At 36.5% G+C, this 18570-nt stretch carries 18 protein-coding genes and 2 riboswitches; of the genes, 16 read left to right on the forward strand and 2 right to left on the reverse strand.

Annotated elements, in window-relative coordinates; genetic code table 11:
* The first annotated feature begins 158 nt into the window (after positions 1 to 158).
* From CACET_RS20065 to groL, 9 genes are all read left to right on the forward strand, one after another.
* Positions 159 to 812, forward strand: a complete 654-nt coding sequence (locus CACET_RS20065) for a class II aldolase/adducin family protein (protein ID WP_144414698.1) — start codon at positions 159 to 161, stop codon at positions 810 to 812.
* Between the two features lie 11 nt (positions 813 to 823).
* Entirely contained in the window at positions 824 to 1648 is an 825-nt protein-coding gene (locus CACET_RS20070; RefSeq protein ID WP_044823305.1) for a CoA transferase subunit A, read from the forward strand.
* Between the two features lie 21 nt (positions 1649 to 1669).
* Positions 1670 to 2386 (forward strand): CoA-transferase subunit beta, encoded by a 717-nt coding sequence (locus CACET_RS01730; protein ID WP_044823249.1) that lies wholly within the window; start codon positions 1670 to 1672, stop codon positions 2384 to 2386.
* A gap of 351 nt (positions 2387 to 2737) precedes the next feature.
* The gene (locus CACET_RS01740; RefSeq protein WP_044823247.1) at positions 2738 to 4030 is read left to right on the forward strand and encodes a YcdB/YcdC domain-containing protein; all 1293 of its coding nucleotides are present in this window, start codon (positions 2738 to 2740) and stop codon (positions 4028 to 4030) included.
* A 142-nt stretch (positions 4031 to 4172) separates the two neighbouring features.
* Positions 4173 to 4565 carry a GNAT family N-acetyltransferase gene (locus CACET_RS01745; RefSeq protein ID WP_044823246.1) on the forward strand — a complete coding sequence of 131 codons (393 nt, stop codon included), beginning with the start codon at positions 4173 to 4175 and terminating at the stop codon, positions 4563 to 4565.
* Between the two features lie 28 nt (positions 4566 to 4593).
* Positions 4594 to 5478, forward strand: a complete 885-nt coding sequence (locus CACET_RS01750; protein WP_044823245.1) for a DNA-3-methyladenine glycosylase family protein — start codon at positions 4594 to 4596, stop codon at positions 5476 to 5478.
* A 70-nt stretch (positions 5479 to 5548) separates the two neighbouring features.
* Positions 5549 to 6277, forward strand: a complete 729-nt coding sequence (locus CACET_RS01755) for a DUF554 domain-containing protein (RefSeq protein ID WP_044823244.1) — start codon at positions 5549 to 5551, stop codon at positions 6275 to 6277.
* Between the two features lie 376 nt (positions 6278 to 6653).
* Complete coding sequence (gene groES / locus CACET_RS01760; protein ID WP_044823243.1) at positions 6654 to 6938, forward strand: co-chaperone GroES; 285 nt, start codon at positions 6654 to 6656, stop codon at positions 6936 to 6938.
* A gap of 59 nt (positions 6939 to 6997) precedes the next feature.
* Positions 6998 to 8623, forward strand: a complete 1626-nt coding sequence (gene groL, locus CACET_RS01765) for a chaperonin GroEL (RefSeq protein ID WP_044823242.1) — start codon at positions 6998 to 7000, stop codon at positions 8621 to 8623.
* Positions 8624 to 9335: 712 nt separating this feature from the next.
* Here groL and CACET_RS01770 read toward each other — a convergent pair.
* Complete coding sequence (locus CACET_RS01770) at positions 9336 to 9620, reverse strand: spore coat protein (protein WP_044823241.1); 285 nt, start codon at positions 9618 to 9620, stop codon at positions 9336 to 9338.
* 53 nt (positions 9621 to 9673) lie between these two features.
* The gene (locus tag CACET_RS01775; protein ID WP_242846870.1) at positions 9674 to 9895 is read right to left on the reverse strand and encodes a hypothetical protein; all 222 of its coding nucleotides are present in this window, start codon (positions 9893 to 9895) and stop codon (positions 9674 to 9676) included.
* Between the two features lie 249 nt (positions 9896 to 10144).
* Between CACET_RS01775 and CACET_RS01780 the strand changes: the two genes are divergently transcribed.
* The 7 genes from CACET_RS01780 (at position 10145) to purE (ending at position 18546) form a co-directional block, all read left to right on the forward strand.
* Positions 10145 to 11236, forward strand: a complete 1092-nt coding sequence (locus tag CACET_RS01780) for an aldo/keto reductase (protein ID WP_044823240.1) — start codon at positions 10145 to 10147, stop codon at positions 11234 to 11236.
* Positions 11237 to 11286: 50 nt separating this feature from the next.
* Positions 11287 to 11685 (forward strand): thioesterase family protein, encoded by a 399-nt coding sequence (locus CACET_RS01785; protein ID WP_044823239.1) that lies wholly within the window; start codon positions 11287 to 11289, stop codon positions 11683 to 11685.
* 81 nt (positions 11686 to 11766) lie between these two features.
* A riboswitch (purine riboswitch) is annotated at positions 11767 to 11869 on the forward strand.
* Positions 11870 to 12020: 151 nt separating this feature from the next.
* Positions 12021 to 13478 carry an IMP dehydrogenase gene (guaB, locus tag CACET_RS01790; RefSeq protein WP_044823238.1) on the forward strand — a complete coding sequence of 486 codons (1458 nt, stop codon included), beginning with the start codon at positions 12021 to 12023 and terminating at the stop codon, positions 13476 to 13478.
* Positions 13479 to 13497: 19 nt separating this feature from the next.
* Positions 13498 to 15030, forward strand: coding sequence for a glutamine-hydrolyzing GMP synthase (gene guaA / locus CACET_RS01795; RefSeq protein ID WP_044823237.1), 1533 nt, complete (start codon positions 13498 to 13500; stop codon positions 15028 to 15030).
* A 131-nt stretch (positions 15031 to 15161) separates the two neighbouring features.
* Positions 15162 to 15263, forward strand: a riboswitch (purine riboswitch).
* Positions 15264 to 15434: 171 nt separating this feature from the next.
* Positions 15435 to 16772, forward strand: a complete 1338-nt coding sequence (locus tag CACET_RS01800) for an NCS2 family permease (RefSeq protein WP_044823236.1) — start codon at positions 15435 to 15437, stop codon at positions 16770 to 16772.
* Positions 16773 to 16854: 82 nt separating this feature from the next.
* Positions 16855 to 18006: a 5-(carboxyamino)imidazole ribonucleotide synthase gene (locus CACET_RS01805; protein ID WP_044823235.1), complete on the forward strand. Its 1152-nt coding sequence runs from the start codon at positions 16855 to 16857 to the stop codon at positions 18004 to 18006.
* Between the two features lie 24 nt (positions 18007 to 18030).
* Entirely contained in the window at positions 18031 to 18546 is a 516-nt protein-coding gene (gene purE / locus CACET_RS01810) for a 5-(carboxyamino)imidazole ribonucleotide mutase (RefSeq protein ID WP_044823234.1), read from the forward strand.
* The last annotated feature ends 24 nt before the right edge of the window (positions 18547 to 18570 follow it).

An 18570-nucleotide genomic window follows, 5' to 3' on the forward strand; every position in this document is an offset into this window, starting at 1 on the left:
GTAAATATGCTGGGTTTTAGAAACAGCAAACCTTTGAAATGATAAAGACTAATACCTAGTATCGTCGCTGATTGGTATTAATAAGAGATTTCAGCATAGCTTTATTAAAGACAAATCTTAAAGGAAAAAATCTATAAAGAGTATGATGGAGGAGAAGAATGAAGGAAGAAATTTGTGAAATAGGGAAACGAATGTATGATAGAGAATTTGTAGCCGCTAATGATGGTAATATTTCCCTTCGTGTTTCAGAAAATGAAATTTGGACTACCCCCACAGGTGTTAGTAAAGGATTTATGACACCAGACATGTTGGTGAAGGTGGATCTAGAAGGGCAGGTATTAGAAGGTGATAGTAAGCCATCCTCTGAGTTGAAAATGCACTTAAAGGTATACCAAGAAAGACCGGATGTTAAGGCTGTAGTACATGCTCATCCTTTGACTGCCACAGCTTTGGCAGTGGCAGGAATTCCTTTGGACAAAGCGCTGCTGCCGGAGGCTATTATTACATTAGGGGTTGTTCCTATAGCTAAGTACGCTACACCTTCTACCCAAGAGGTACCAGAATCTATAGCCAGTTATTTAAAGGATCATAATGCTGTACTGCTAGCAAATCATGGTGCTTTAACATGGGGAAGGAATCTTTTGGAAGCTTACTATCGTATGGAAACCCTAGAGTTTTATTCGAAAATGATATTGACTACTAAAATGCTGGGGCAAGCCAATGAGTTATCTCATGATAAAATAGAAGATTTGCTGAAAATAAGAGAAAAAATGGGAATAACAGGAAATGTACCATGGCCTGCAAGAAAATAGGAGGTGAAAAAATGCTGTCACGGAAAGGCAAAATAATTTTTTTAGAAGAAGCAGTTCTAATGATGAAGCATCAAGATATTGTAGCACTAGGAGGAAATGTTTTACATAGAAGTCCCCATGCTTTTGTTCGACAAATGGCAAGACAGGGTCTCAGAAACATAGAAGTTATAAAAACAGCAGGGGCTCATGATCTGGACCTTCTGAGTGCTTATGGCGTTGTTAGAAGGGTTTCAGCGGGATTTGTTAGCTACGAAACTGAGTATGGTTTAGCCCAGCATTTTAGAAAAGCAGTGGAAAAGGGAACACTAGAGGTAAAGGAGCATGCATGTTATACGATTATCGCAGGATTAAGGGCTTCAGCCTATGGGATACCCTTTATGCCAATAAGAGGTATGATAGGCAGTGATCTGATAGAGGTCAGTGGGTTCAAAACTGTTGAAGATCCTTATAGTGGAGAAAGAATGGTTGCTGTGGAAGCTATTCGACCAGATTGGGCAGTTCTTCACGTACAAGAAGCAGATCAAGAAGGTAATGCTAGGATTATAGGTCCAAAGTACGAAGATATCCTTATGTCAAGAGCAGCAAAAAATGTAATCATAACAACGGAAGCTATTATAGATGGAGAAAGGCTTAAACAACAGCCGGAGTTAATAGATATACCGGGCTTTTTAGTAAAGGCAGTAGTGCATCTACCAGGAGGAGCAAAGCCAGGAACTTGTGCAGGTGTATATGATTTAGATAAGGTCTCTTTAGATAACTTTAAAAAAATAAAAACAGCAGAGGAACTAAAACTTTATTTGGAAAACTACGAGCTAAAAGACGGAAGAGGGCTCTAGAAAAAGAAGAGAGGTGATTTTATGGAATATAAACCATCTGATATGATGGCAATAACCATTGCAAGAATGTTGAAAAATGGAGAAACTGTTTTTCATGGGGTAGCATCCCCCTTGCCTATGGTAGCTATTTTGCTGGCGAAGGCATTACATGCACCACATCTTGTATACTTAAATATTGCAGGAGGAGTAGATGCTGAACCGAAACCGCTGCCAAGGTCTACCGATGCACCAGTATTATTGAGGGGAACAAAAGCTGTCTTCAAACTTGAAGAAGTTTTTGATTTGTCTGCAAGAGGAGGTTTAGATGTTGCCTTTTTAAGTGGTGTTCAGATAGATGCTATGGGGAAAATTAATTCTAGTGTTATAGGAGAATATCATAAGCCAAAGGTACGCCTGCCAGGAGGAGCTGGCAGTGCTTGTTTGCTTCCCACTGCGAAGAAAGCTATTATATGGAGAAGTAAGCATGATCAGAAGGCTTTTGTAGAAAAGTGTGATTTTGTTACTGCTCAAGGAAATATACATAGGGTAGTAACGCCTTTATGTGTTTTTAAGAAAGAGGAAAGAGGTTTGGTGTTAGAAAGTGTCCATCCTTATACCACATTGGAGGAAGTGCAAGAGAATACAGGATTCCCTATTGTCTATGACAGTTTACAGTTTACGCCGCCACCTACATTAGAGGAATTAAAGACATTAAATGAGGTGGACCCCTCAGGGATTAGAGAAATAGAATTTAGTTAAAATCCTTCGGTTTTTCTTTGAAAGCATAGCAGGGCTTACCAGAGGATTGAAGGACAGAAATCGAGGGAAGTTGATGAGTTTTAAAACCGAAAAATTTACAGCCCCTAGGAAACTTCTTATCCCAAGTAATATGAAAATATATACATTTATAACAATCGATACGTTTTTCCTTCATAAATAGCCCACATTTCTATAAGCAAGGATGACTGTTTATAAACAGTTCATTCTTGCAAAATCTTTTAATTCTATGGTAACTACAAAGCTTAAAAAAGTCAAGAAAGTACTTACTTAATCTTCTATCTTTGTGGTATGATATATGAAGAAAAAGCAAACTAGGAGGTCATAGAGGCGATGAAGAAGTATACGAAAGCCATTCTAGTAACATTGTTGATTGGTAGTATAGGAGTCAATCTAATCTACTATAGAGATTTAAAGAATGCCAATGAAAAGATAGGACAAGTAAATACAGTTACAGCTTCCAATGTTGAAAGTAATATACGGCAAAGTATTATGTATATGCAAGAGTTGATAGAAGAACAGTCACCAGAAGCACTTCAAAATCTTGAGACATCTGTTATTACCCTAGCTTTTGCCTTCAATCATTGGGTGGACTTAAACCAGTCTAACAAAATACCTAACGAAAGAATGCAAAAAGCCCTTGGTAGCATTGAAGCTTTAAGAAATACCATTAGTCATCATTTAGATCGTCAATATAAGACCAATGAGAATCAGCTGATGAAATATGACATAGATATGTTAGAAGCTATGCAGGATCAGTTAAAGAGATTATCATTGGCGTATCATAGTATAGAAGATCGTTTAGTAGAGTTGAAAAACCCTGTAGCTAATGATGGTGGTCTGATCCAAATTGCAAATAGCATTGAAGAGATTAGCAAACTCTATAGGCATAGTCAACTGCCTAATAAGCATCCTAAATATATATCTTATGGAGAGGTAGTGCTCTTTGCTGAAGATAAAATGCCTTTTCTAAAAAATTTAGAGCTAAGGGATGATGACCAACAGGTATTTATACGAGATGGCGTGCATTATTATCAATTAAGCTATTATGAGGGTGAAGAAGAAGTATATTTGATATGGATGGATGCTATACACGGAAACATCAGAAATTTCGAAACAAAACAAAATGCTTCTGAGGGTAAAGATCTGGTGGTAAAAGAAGCGTTAGATATTGCAAGAAAATTCTTAACTATGTTTTATAAAGAGGAAGTAAAGGAAGAAGTATTCTATATAGAATCACAGGAGAAGGAAGATGCAGTATATTCCTTTAGGTTCACGCCTTTAAGAAATGGGATGCAAATCGTATCAGATGCCTATATCGTCAATATATCTGCTGATTCAGGGAAAATTTTGAAGTTTACTAATGATTTTACCAACACAAGAATAGAAGATGACAAGGAAACCATAACTGAAGAAGAAGTACAAGAGAAGTTTAGAAAAGACTTTGGAGATATGCAATATAATGGATTGGCGATTGTTAGATCATTTTATACCCGTTATCAGCCTAAGCTGACCCATAGTTATCGTATTGAACAAAATCAGCAGCCAGTAATGGTGTTTATTGATATAGATACAGGTATGCTAGTTCATAAAATGTATTATATATACCATCCTGTTTCTCAGTAGACTTGTGACCACTTGCTTGTAGAGGAGTGGTATCTTCATGCCAAAAGTCCTCCTTAGAGGTCTAAAATCAGGAGGAGAAGCTACTGAATAAATGCTAAAAGAAGGAGGAAGTTGAGGATGAACACCTCAACAAACCTAAATTATGATCATTAGAGAATTACAACAGATAGATATAAAAAAGATGCAGAAGGACTCAAAAACAAAGGTTTTTGTGATAGAACAAGATGAAGTAACGATGGGTTGCATTGAGATGATATATGATAAGGTCAGCAATTTCTTAGAGATACGAAACTTATGGGTTTTAGAACAATATCAAAGAAGAGGGATTGCTAGAAAATTAGTAAAGGCTTCTAAAGGTTACGCAAGGTTTGAAAAGGCTGAAGGGATTACGGTAATAATAGAAGAGAGTAACGATAATGCTATCCAGTTTTTCTTAAAAGAAGACTTTAAGGTTTGGCCAAAGAATGCGTTGTTGCAGCAGAAGGCAACCAGTGTGCTCTTAGGCTTTAAGTTTTCGGATATTTATAACAGCTAAGGTAGTGATATAAGAGAAGGAGAAAAAAATGCAATTAAATATCCTCTATAAAGATGATGAAATAATCGTAAAAAACATACTAGATTTTGATCCTAAGCATATATTTGAATGTGGACAATGTTTTCGATGGGAAAGAGAGTCAGATGGCAGTTATACAGGGGTTGCCTTTAAAAAGGTATTGAATGTAAAAAAGGTAGGGGAAGATGTTGTATTTCGATATACCACTAAAGAAGATTTCATGGAAATATGGATGGACTATTTTGACTTAAATACTGACTATAGTGAGATTAAAAGAAAATTAAGTAAAGATGATGCAGTTATGAAGGAAGCTGTAACCTTTGGTAAGGGAATTAGAATTTTGAGGCAAGAGCCATGGGAAACATTGGTATCTTTTATTCTATCAGCTAATAATAATATACCCAGGATAAAGAAATCTATTGAACTGTTGTGTGAAGGCCATGGAGAATATTTAGGAGAGTTTTACGGAAAAAAAAGATATGCTTTTCCTGATCCACAAACAATAGCCAAGCTAACTATAGAAGAAATTGCTGCTTGCAATACAGGGTATAGGGCTTCTTATCTTGCCAAAACCGCATCTGTGGTGGCTAGTATGCCTACAGCTTTGGAGAGAATAAAAAATCTCGATGCAACAGATTGTCAGAAGGAACTGATGAATTATTCGGGTGTAGGTCCAAAGGTTGCCCAATGCATATTGTTTTTTTGCATGGGTAAAATGGAAGCTTTTCCAGTGGATGTATGGATTAAAAGAGTGATGGAACACTTTTATTTTTCCCAAGAAACAGCAATCCCTAAAATACAAGAATTTGCTAAAGAAAGATACGGAGGATATGCGGGTTTTGCACAACAATATTTGTTTTACTATGCTAGGGAACTAGGCTTAGGAAAAAAATGAATCATGCTGCTTAGAGGCAGGGATTCAGTAATTCTCAAAAGAAAAACTAAGGAAAAACGGGGGAATAAGAATGTTGGGAACAGTTGTAAACGCAGTAGCTATTATTCTAGGAGGACTATTAGGTGTTTTGCTAAGGAAAGGTATTCCTGACCATTATAAAACTACGATCATGCAGGGGGTAGGTCTTAGTGTATTGGTGATCGGTCTAATGGGGGCTTTTAAAACTGGTAACATTCTTGTAGTAATATTCAGCATTGTATTAGGTAGTATTATTGGTGAAAAAATAAAGATTGCCACCAAATTAGATGAAGTAGGACTTTGGATAGAAGGAAAAATTGGTAAAGGGCAGGGGACTGTTGCTAAAGGATTTGTAACTGCAAGTCTTGTATACTGTGTAGGGGCAATGGCAATTGTAGGATCTTTAGAAAGTGGATTAACAGGAAATCATCAGACATTATATGCAAAGTCTCTCTTAGATGGAATTTCTGCGGTTATTTTTGCTTCCACCTTAGGTATAGGCGTGGCTTTTTCTGCTGCGGCTGTTTTTATCTATCAAGGACTGATTACTATAACAGCAGGTGCTGTAAAATATCTTTTGGTGGAGTCTGTTATACAGGAAATGTCAGCGATTGGAGGATTGCTGATTGTAGGGATAGCCTTTAACATTCTAGAAATCAAACGAATTTCTGTAGCCAATATGCTGCCAGCAGTATTTCTTCCTATTGTTTATCAGGTATTGCAGCCAGTATTGCAGCCGTTATTGCTTAGTATTAGTACAGTCTTACAAAATATCTTATAAAAAGCCACATAAGGTGGCTTTCTATAATTTATCTACAACTTATAAAGTTTATAAGTTGTAGATAAGTTATAATTTCCGTTATTGCTTATAACAAAGTCATCCTTTAAATTTTCCAAAGGAAGAATTTATTATATCGATAGGTTATCAATTTAGAAAAGCATGTAATTTTATGAAAAGAAATGAAAAAGTGTAAAAAACTTAGATAAATAGTAATAATAAACAATAATTGGTTATAATAACAACTAGTGAAGTTTGCCTGGTAAAATGCTTTTATATAATATTATAAATGTAATTAGCACTCTTTAAAGATGAGTGCTAACAAAAAAGTTAGGCAAATCTATTTTAAAATAAAAAATTTTGTTAAGGAGGTTAAATTATGAATATTAAACCATTGGGTGACAGAGTTGTTATTAAGAAAGTAGAAGCTGAGGAAACAACAAAAAGTGGTATTGTTTTACCAGGAAGTGCTAAAGAGCAACCACAAATGGCGGAAGTTGTGGCTGTAGGTCCTGGGGGTGTAATAGAAGGAAAAGAAATTACTATGGAAGTAAAACCAGGAGACAAAGTAATTTTCTCAAAGTATGCAGGAACAGAAGTAAAGTATGATGGTGTGGAATACACAATTTTAAGACAAAATGATATTTTAGCTATTGTTCAGTAGACAAGAGAAGAATACATAAAAGAGAAGAAAAAACAAAAAGATTCGAGGAGGGTATTACAATGGCAAAAGAAATTAAATTCAGTGAAAACGCTAGACGTGCGTTAGAATCAGGTGTAAATAAACTTGCAGACACTGTAAAGGTGACATTAGGGCCAAAAGGAAGAAATGTTGTTATTGATAAAAAGTTTGGATCTCCATTAATCACCAATGATGGTGTTACCATTGCTAGAGAAATTGAATTAGAAGATTCTTATGAAAATATGGGAGCTCAATTAGTAAAAGAAGTTGCTACAAAAACAAATGATGTGGCTGGAGACGGAACTACAACAGCTACACTTTTAGCACAGGCTATTATTAGAGAAGGTATTAAAAACGTAGCAGCTGGTGCAAATCCTATGATTCTAAAGAAGGGTATAGAAAAGGCTGTAACTGCAGCAGTAGCTGAATTGAAAAATATCTCTAAATCAGTAGAAGGTAAAGAAGCTATTGGGCAGGTAGGAGCTATTTCTGCTGGTGATGAAGAAATCGGAAAATTAATCGCAGATGCTATGGAAAAAGTAGGTAAAGATGGTGTTATTACTGTAGAAGAATCTAAGTCTATGGGAACTACTTTAGATGTAGTAGAAGGTATGCAGTTTGACAGAGGATATTTATCTCCATACATGGTTACAGATACAGAAAAAATGGAGGCTGTATTAAGTGATCCATACGTTTTAATTACTGATAAGAAGATTGCTAACATTCAAGAAATCCTGCCAGTATTAGAGCAAATCGTACAACAAGGTAAAAAACTATTGATCATTGCTGAAGATGTTGAAGGTGAAGCATTAGCTACATTAGTTGTAAACAAATTAAGAGGTACTTTTGAATGTGTAGCTGTAAAAGCTCCAGGCTTTGGCGACAGAAGAAAAGCTATGTTAGAAGATATCGCTATCTTAACTGGTGGTACAGTGATCTCCGAAGAACTAGGCTATGAGTTAAAGTCTGTTACAATTGACATGCTAGGAACAGCTAGAACCGTTAAAGTAGACAAAGAAAATACAACGATTGTAGAAGGCACTGGCGATCAAAAAGCCATTAAAGATAGAGTACATCAAATCAAAGTACAAATTGAAGAAACAACCTCTGAGTTTGATAAAGAGAAACTTCAAGAGAGATTAGCAAAATTATCTGGTGGTGTAGCTGTAATCCAAGTAGGTGCTGCTACTGAAACAGAACTAAAAGAAAGAAAGCTTAGAATTGAAGATGCATTAAACGCTACAAGAGCTGCTGTAGAAGAAGGTATCGTACCTGGTGGTGGTACAGCATTAGCAAATGTTGCTTCAGCAGTAGAAGCTTTATTAGATACTGTTGAAGGCGATGAAAAGACAGGTGTTAAGATTATCAGAAGAGCATTAGAAGAGCCTGTAAGACAAATTGCAGAAAACGCAGGGCTTGAAGGTTCTGTTATTGTAGAAAAAGTAATGAACGCAGAAAAAGGTATAGGTTTTGATGCACTAAATGAAAAGTATGTAAATATGTTTGAAGTAGGTATCGTAGACCCAACAAAAGTAACAAGATCTGCACTTCAAAACGCAGCATCTATTTCAGCAATGTTATTAACAACTGAAGCTGCAATAGTAGATGTTAAAGAAGATGAGCCAGCAATGCCTCCAGGAATGGGCGGCGGTATGCCAATGATGTAATAAAGTAATACAACAAAGGGAGTGGTTGCAACCACTCCCTTTATTATATTGGAAATAAATAGAAAAATAAAAATATTATAAATATTTTAAAAATATCTTGCTAATTTTCAAAAAACTTGGTATACTATAGATAAGATCCTTCCCAAGCAGGTTATACCAAAAAGCTTTACCATAAGTTTTGTATAGTAGCAATAAAGAAACAAGGCTTTCCAAAGTAATGCAAGAAGTATGATATAGTCAAGGTGTAAAGAGTTAGGTGTAAGGATAAAAGAAGTAAAGAAGTAAAGAAGTAAAGAAGTAAAGAAGTAAAGAAGTAAAGAAGTAAAGAAGTAAAGAAGTAAAGAAGTAAAGAAGTAAAGAAGTAAAGAAGTAAAGAAGTAAAGAAGTAAAGAAGTAAAAGAAGTAGCTATTAGATTATTGAGTGAAAGATTTTTAAGAAAAGATTTTTAAGAAAAGATTTGTAAGCATCTACCAGAAACTCATTTTGGGGATGACTGAGCTTCAAGATCGTAAGCTTGTTGTAAAAGAGTAAATTTGTTAGTAAATAAGAGTAAGAAATAAGAAAGGAATTAAGTGAAAGAATTGATTGAAGAAGTGTTTCAAAAATCTGCTGAGAAGGATTTTAAAAGATAATAGACCAGGTATTCAGTTTACTGAAAATCTGGTCTATTAATTTTTTGTAGATATTCACAGCTTTAGCTGAAGAAATTCACTATTTTAACTCGGTTTTCATTTGATTATACTTTGTTTTAGCACTTTGAACATCTTGAGACTGAGCTTGCTTCACTTGATACCAACCTCTTTTTTGCATAGCATCAAAAATTTGATATTCGATTTGCTGTGTGTCATTTAAACACTGTGTTAAATGCTGTCTTAAATTTTGGCAAGAAGCTTCAGTAATACCGACGTTATAAGCAGAGGTTACTTGCTTCGCGGAGGCCAATAGATCGTTCATTAACTCTTTTTCAGTAAAGCTGGCTTGATGGTTTGTATTCATAAAATAACCCTCCTTGAAATATGTTTAAAGTTATTCTCTCGATTGCCTATTGATTATTGATGAGAGTTTAGATAATTTAATAATTCATTGTAATGTTGTTTATGCTTTTGAGCTGCTTGCTGACATAAATTTTTTAGTTCAGTATCTGTGCAATATCCAGCATAGGTAGCAAACTTTTTGTTCATCATGGCTTCATAGTTTAACTGATCTTCTAAGATTTTTAAGTTATTAGCATCTAACTGTGGTGTTGCTTGATTGTTCATGTTGGTATTCATTGATACAACCTCCTTAAGATGTGTTAGAGTAGAATCTATTCCTACATTATTATTTAACAAAATTAAAAAGATATAGATTGAAAATAAACCCATACATGAATAAACTTGTTACTTCCAGTAAATGAATCTTGATGAAGCCGTTTTGCTAGTATAGAAAAACAGACAAAGATTAGAAAAAGCAAAAAAAATCATGTATAATGGATAGAAAGGAAAGACTACTTACGACAGTATGCAAGGAGGGGTTTTTAAATGATTTATAGAGAGTATGGTAATACGGGAAAAAAGGTTTCTGTCATCGGATTTGGCGGAATGCGTTTTGGTAAAGATGAAGATTATGCTGTAGAGGTTGTCCGAAGAGCCAGTGAGTTAGGTATTAATTATTTTGATACAGCACATCTTTATTGTGATGGACGAAGTGAAGCCATTTTTGGAAAGGCATTTAAAAATATGCCAAGGGAGTTTTATACCTCCACAAAAACTATGTTGAGGATCGATCCTGATGCAGATGCTGTAAGAAGAAGAATAGAAGATTCTCTAAATAAGTTAGGTGTAGAGAAAATCAACTTTTTTCATATGTGGTGCATTATGAACTTAGAACAGTATACAAAGATTATGGCTCCTGGCGGTCCTTATGAGGGAGCTATGAAAGCAAAAGAGGAAGGTTTGATCGATCACTTGGTATTTTCTACCCATTGTAAAGGGCAAGATATCCGTAAAATTATTGAAGATAAAGTTTTTGAAGGGGTATTGCTGGGTTATAATGTTATTAATCATCCCTTCCGCCAGGAAGGTATCAAAGCCGCCCTTGAACATAATGTAGGAGTTGTAACCATGAATCCTTTAGGAGGGGGATTAATTCCCCAGCATCATGAGTATTTTGACTTTATAAAACAATATGAAGGTGAATCTGTAAACCAAGCAGCCTTAAGATTCAATGGGGCACAAGATGGTATAACGGTGGTTTTAGCAGGGATGGGGACGCTAGAAGAGGTGGAGGAAAACATAAAGACTTTAGAACATCCACTAACCTTCTCGGAGGAAAAACGTGAAGAAATTAAAAGAAAAATTGCTAAAGATATGGACTCCTTATGCACAGGTTGTCAATACTGCATTAGCTGTCCTAAAAAAATACAGATCCATCACTATCTACAGGCATATAATTTGAAGGTGTTAAAGGATGAAGAAACAATGAAAAAGCAGGTTGACTGGTTAAAACAAGCCGGTAGGATTAAAGAAGATGACCCTATTGCAGCCGACTGTATAGCCTGTGGTAAATGCGAGGTTGTATGTACACAAAAGCTGCCTATTATAGAGCGGTTAAAGGAAATGGGTGAGTTATAGTACATAGGTTATAAACCATAATTTCTAAATTTTAATAAGGGGTGTATGAGATGGAATTTAATTTAAAGGTTGGTATGTCTTATAAGGTAGAATTAGAAGTAGAACTGAAGGACACAGCAGTATCTCTAGGAAGTGGAAGTGTAGAGGTATTGGCCACACCAAGAATGATTGCGTTAATGGAAAATGCGGCAATGAAGGTAGTAGCGGCTGATTTACCAGAAGGCTATTCCACTGTGGGAACACATTTAGATGCTAAACATATGGCTGCTACCCCAATTGGTATGAAGGCTTATGCAGAAGCAGAGTTAGTGAAAGTAGAAGGTAAGAAACTTACTTTTAATATTGCTGCCTATGATGAAAAGGATAAGATCGGAGAAGGAACTCATACAAGATACATTATTGCAGTAGATAAATTTATGGAAAAAACCAATCAAAAACTAGATGCATAGAAAGTCCGAACGAAACCGCAAAAAATGGTAAAATAATTCTTGACTTTTGTCGAATGATTTGTTAAGTTATATATTAATTAACAACTCAATAAAAACAACACTCATATAATATCGATAATATGGATCGATAGTTTCTACCATTGGGACCGTAAATCCCTGGGCTATGGGTGAAGTTATTATATTGCGGTGGGGCTGTATGGAGAGGATTTCTGTGTGGTTTTGCTGAACTTTATATATTTTATAAAACCCGTATAATAATTTCACTCTTTTGAGAGAGTAATTATTATACGGGTTTCTTTATCTTAATATCATTTCAACAAAGGAGGGTTTACCCCATGGAGGATAAGATTGTAAAAGAAGGCTTAACCTTTGACGATGTTCTATTGATTCCTGCTAAATCTGAGATTTTACCAAATGAAGTGGACTTATCTACTTACCTAACAAAGACAATAAAGCTGAATGTTCCATTGATGAGTGCTGGGATGGATACAGTAACAGAAGGTAAGATGGCAATCTCGATGGCTAGAGAAGGCGGCATCGGCATCATTCATAAAAATATGTCAATAGAAGAACAAGCATTAGAAGTGGACAAGGTAAAGCGAAGTGAGCATGGGGTGATTGTAGATCCCTTCTTTTTATCACCAGAACATGCTGTTTCCGATGCTTTAGAACTTATGGAGCGATACCATATCTCTGGTGTACCTATCACTGTAAAAGGAAAACTTGTAGGTATCATTACGAATCGTGATATTCGTTTTGAGACCAATTATGATAGAAGTATTACAGAGGTAATGACCAAAGACAACCTAATCACTGCCAAAGAAGGTATTACAATGGAGGAAGCCCAAAAGATTTTGATGGCGAATAAGATTGAAAAGCTGCCTATTGTAGATCAGGAGAGCATGCTAAAGGGATTAATTACCATTAAGGATATAGAAAAATCCATAAAATACCCTAACTCAGCTAAGGATTCAAAGGGCAGACTATTGGTAGGTGCAGCAGTAGGTATTACTAAAGATATGATGGAGAGAGTAGAAGCTTTGTATAAGGCCAAAGTAGATGTAGTGGTTGTAGACACTGCCCATGGACATTCTAAAGGCGTTGTTGAGGCGGTAAAACAAATTAAAGCACAATATCCTGAACTTCAACTAGTAGCTGGGAACATAGCTACTGCAGAAGCGACGGTAGCCTTGATTGAAGCAGGAGCAGATGCTGTTAAGGTAGGTATTGGTCCTGGATCGATTTGTACGACAAGGGTTGTAGCAGGAATAGGGGTTCCGCAAGTTACAGCTGTATACGATTGTGCAAAAGCAGCCAAGGCTTATGATGTACCAGTCATTGCGGATGGGGGTATAAAATACTCTGGAGATATTCCAAAGGCCATAGCTGTAGGAGCCAATGTTGTCATGATAGGCTCTTTATTTGCAGGCACAGAAGAAAGTCCTGGGGAAACAGTGATTTATAAGGGAAGAAGTTTTAAAACCTATCGAGGTATGGGATCTATCGGTGCTATGGAAAAGGGCAGTAAGGATCGTTACTTCCAAGAAGACAATAAAAAGTTAGTACCAGAGGGCGTAGAAGGAAAAGTACCTTACAAAGGGCCTTTAAAGGATACTGTACTACAGCTAGTAGGTGGATTAAAGGCTGGTATGGGGTACTGTGGTACTGCTACGATTAAAGACCTACAGGAAAATGGAAAATTCATTAGGATTACAGGGGCAGGATTAAGAGAAAGTCATCCCCATGATATCATCATTACAAAAGAAGCACCAAACTATAGTGTAGGAGAATAAGGACGAGAGGATGAATCCCATGAATAATGAACTAATCCTAATTCTGGATTTTGGTGGACAGTATAACCAATTAATTGCTAGAAGAGTTAGAGAGTGTAATGTATACTGCGAAGTTGTACCCTATAAAGTAAGTTTAGAGGAAATCAAAGAGAAAAACCCTAAAGGTATTATTTTTACAGGAGGACCCGCCAGTGTTTATGGAGAAAAATCTCCAAAATGTGATGAAGGCATCTTTGCCTTAGGTATTCCTGTATTGGGAATTTGCTACGGCGGACAGCTGATGGCAGAGACTTTGGGGGGCAAGGTAAAGGCTGCTGAAAAAAGAGAGTATGGAAAAACTGCTTTAAACCTAAATAAGGATTCTGCACTATTTAAAGATATAGCACAAAATAGTATTTGTTGGATGAGTCATACAGATTTTATTGAAAGAGCACCAGAAAACTTTATTATCACAGCTACTACAGCGGACTGTCCTGTAGCGGCTATGGAAAACCCAGAGAAAAAACTTTATGCTGTTCAATTTCATCCTGAGGTAGAGCATACAGCGTCTGGAAAAGAAATGATTAAAAATTTCTTGTACGAAGTATGTGACTGTGAAGGAACTTGGACCACAGAAAATTATATTGAAGAAGAAATAGAAGCAGTTAAAAGTATGGTGGGGGACAAAAAAGTATTATGTGCTTTATCTGGCGGAGTAGACTCTTCTGTAGCGGCAGTGTTGATTCATAAGGCGATTGGTGACAACCTGACTTGTGTTTTTGTAGATCATGGATTGCTTCGTAAAGAAGAAGGTGATCAGGTAGAAGAAATCTTTAAAAATAAGTTTAAGATGAACTTTATCCGAGTAAATGCAAAGGAACGTTTCCTTGGAAAATTAGCTGGCGTATCAGACCCAGAAAGAAAACGAAAAATCATTGGTGAAGAGTTTATCCGTCTTTTTGAGGAGGAAGCTAGAAAATTAGGAGAAATTGATTATCTAGTACAGGGTACCCTTTACCCAGATATTATAGAAAGTGGCACAGAGACAGCTTCTGTTATCAAAAGCCACCATAATGTAGGTGGACTTCCTGAGGATATGCAGTTTGAGCTTATAGAACCTTTTAAATATCTGTTTAAAGATGAGGTAAGGGCTGTAGGTACGCAATTAGGTCTTCCAGAAGAAGTTGTTTGGAGACAACCCTTCCCAGGACCTGGGCTAGCTGTACGTGTTTTAGGGGAAATTACAGAAGAAAAACTGCACATTGTTCGGGAAGCGGATGCAATTGTTCGAGAAGAAATCAAAAAAGCTGGTTTAGATCGAGAAATTTGGCAATACTTCGCCGTACTACCGGGTATCATGAGTGTAGGGGTGATGGGAGATGAAAGAACCTATGCCCATACAATAGGAATAAGAGCCATCACCAGTTCTGATGCTATGACAGCAGATTGGGCGAGGATTCCTTTTGATGTATTGGAAAGAATGTCTAACCGAATCGTAAACGAGGTACAGGGTGTTAATCGCATTGTTTATGATATTACATCTAAACCGCCGTCAACGGTGGAGTGGGAATAAGACAATCGATATAAAGTTTAATTAGAATTAACATTCGTAATAGAGCAAACTTAATTCAAAATATGCATATAAATATTCGAAAAATCCATTGACCTTTTACACTGTATTTGTTATCATAGAGGTAGCAAGACGTGCTATGACAACAGAAACCTCATATAAAGTCGATAATAGGGTTCGACAGTTTCTACAGGATAACCGATAATTATTCTGCTATGAGTGAAAGTGTATCTAGGGTTCCGTTCTTAAGAAGAAGCTGGTCCAAGGGATACAGGCATTGCTTCAATGCTACACCGATGGGAAAAAAGCCCAGACGGATAGGTTCACTTTAAAACAACCTGTCCGTCTGGGTTTATTTTTTTATAAATATGGCATCATAAAACTATAACAAAAAGGAGGTCATACTTATGAGTACAAAAGGTTTAGACAGAATGTTTAAGCTTACGGAAAATAAAACTGATGTAAAAACGGAAATTATTGCAGGTATTACTACTTATATCACAATGGCGTATATTTTATTTGTAAATCCTGATCTTTTATCTATTGCTGGTATGGATTTTAATGCTGTCTTTATGGCGACTTGCCTTTCAGCGGCGATTGGTACATTGATTATGGGCTTTTATGCAAACTTGCCCTTCGCGCAAGCACCAGGAATGGGGTTAAATGCATTCTTTACCTTTGGCGTTGTATTAGGCTTAGGGTATACATGGGAACAGGCTTTAGCAGCTATTTTTATTTCAGGAATTGTTTTTATTCTCTTAACTGTAACAGGTCTTAGAACTGCTATTGTAGAAGCTATTCCCACATCGTTAAAGCACGCTATTGGCGGAGGTATTGGACTATTTATTGCGTTACTTGGCTTTAAAAATGCAGGGATCGTTGTGCCTTATGAAGCTACTTTAGTGACATTAGGAAATTTTCAAGATCCAGCAGTACTATTAGCAGTGATTGGTTTAATCATTACTGGCGTATTAATGGTAAAGAGAGTAAAGGGAGCTATTTTAATTGGTATTTTAGCAACAATGCTTCTTGGTATCCCTATGGGAGTAACTGATCTATCCGCTGGGATGAACTTCTCCTTTGATATTCGACCTACTTTATTTAAAATGGATTTACCTGGATTATTAAACATTGGAGAAGCTGGTGTTGTAGGAGCAATAACAAGTGTACTAACCGTTGTTATATCCTTCAGTTTAGTAGATATGTTTGATACCATTGGTACATTAATCGGTACAGGTGCAAAAGCAAAAATGTTAGATGAGAATGGCAATTTACCTAATATGAGCAAGGCTTTAATGGCAGACGCTGTTGCAACTTCTGCTGGAGCTTTGTTAGGAACATCTACAGTAACTACTTATGTTGAATCAGCTGCTGGTGTAGCTGAAGGTGGAAAAACCGGACTAACTGCTGTAACAACAGGGATATTATTCATATTTTCTATACTTTTAGCACCTTTTGCATTGATGGTGCCAGCAGAAGCAACAGCTCCTGCACTAATCATCGTGGGTGTTCTAATGATGGGTACATTAAAGGAAATTGATTTTGAAGACTTTGGTGAAGCATTGCCTGCCTTCCTAACCATTGCAATTATGCCATTTTCCTTCAGTATAGCAAATGGTATCGCAGCAGGACTTGTGTTTCTTCCAATTGTTAAAATTGCTACAGGAAAAGCAAGAGAAGTGCATCCAACGGTGTATGTACTAGCTATTCTGTTTATTCTAAGGTTTACGATACTACCTCATTAATTAAAAACAGCAGCTAAGAAAACCTTAGCTGCTTTTCTAAACTTAAATTTATTAGGGATTAGTCGGAAAAGGAGGGAGTAGTTTGAATTTCAAAAAAATTGGGATAATTGGTGGAGGACAGCTGGGGAAAATGATGATTTTAGAGGGGAAGAAGTTAGGACTTCATTTTACTGTTTTAGACCCTAGTCAGGACTGTCCAGCCTTCTCCATTACAGATGAATATATTGAAGGGAATTTTTACGATAAAGATAAAATTCGAACTTTAGCTGAGGTAACAGACCTGATTACTTATGAATTTGAACACATTGATGCAGATATATTGATGGAACTTAGGGAGGAAGGCTATAAAATTTATCCTACCCCATCAACACTAAAAATCATTCAAGATAAATTTCAACAAAAAAGTTTTTTAAAGCAATGTAATATTCCTGTGCCAGCTTTTGAAGCAGTAGATTCAGTAGAGGGAATTCATACAGCTGTTGAGAAATATGGTTTACCACTGCTTTTGAAGAGTTGTCGAGGAGGATATGATGGCAAAGGAAACTATCTTATAAAGCAAAGGGAAGAAGTCTTAAATGCTTACCATACCTTAGGGGGAGATACTGCTCAACTTATGGTAGAGGCCTTTGTTCCCTTTATCAAAGAAATTTCAGTGGTTGTAGCAAGAGGTATAGATGGAGAAATAAAGGTATATCCTTTAGCGGAAAATATTCATGAAAACAACATTTTGAAAACCACCATTGTTCCAGCTAGAGTAAATAAAGTAGCAGCATATAAGGCACAAGCACTGGCTTTGAAAACAATGGAACAACTAAAGGGTGTAGGGATATTTTGTGTAGAGATGTTTGTGGATGCTAAGGATGAAGTATTGATCAACGAAATTGCTCCTCGAACCCATAATTCTGGACATTATACGATAGAAGCCTGTAGTATTTCTCAATTTGCCCAACATATTCGAGCGATTTTAGGATTACCCCTTGGAGAAACAAAGTTATTAAAGCCAGCAGTCATGATCAATCTCTTAGGAGAAGATGGTTATGACGGAAGAGCAAAAATAATAGGTGTTGAAGAGATCATGGGAATTTCAGAAGCCTATCTTCACTTTTATGGGAAGACTTTTACACAGCCGGAGCGTAAGATGGGACATGTAACTGTATTGGCAGATGATATAGATTCAGCTTTAAGTAAAGGAAAGAAAGTAAGTGAATTGATGCGGATTATCGCAGAAGATTAAGTTTTGTGTACTGGGAGGGAAAATATGAAGAATACGGTTGTAAGCATCATTATGGGAAGTGATTCGGATTTACCCATCATGCAGGAGGCAGCACAGATTTTAGAAGACCTAGGGGTTGCCTATGAATGTAGTATTGTATCTGCACATCGTACGCCGGATAGGATGTATGAATTTGCCAAGACAGCAGAAAAAAGAGGTATTCAAGTCATTATAGCAGGGGCAGGAGGTGCGGCTCATCTGCCGGGTATGGTGGCTTCTTTAACCAACCTGCCGGTAATCGGAGTTCCGGTACAGAGTAAAACGCTAAACGGCGTGGATTCCCTTTACTCTATCGTGCAGATGCCCCCTGGTATTCCTGTAGCTACTGTAGCTATTAATGGTGCAAAAAATGCTGGTATATTAGCGGCACAAGTAATTGCTTTACAGGATCAAAAAGTAAAGGCAAATCTCGTAAAGTATAAAGAAGGTCTTAGAGAGATGGTGGAGGAAAAAGCAGCCAAACTAGAAGCGGTAGGCTACGAAAGTTATTTGTCCAAGTAAGGATTTGATTATAAATTTTGGGTA

Origin of the sequence: Clostridium aceticum, assembly GCF_001042715.1 — a bacterium.
Lineage (GTDB): Bacteria > Bacillota > Clostridia > Peptostreptococcales > Natronincolaceae > Andreesenella > Andreesenella acetica.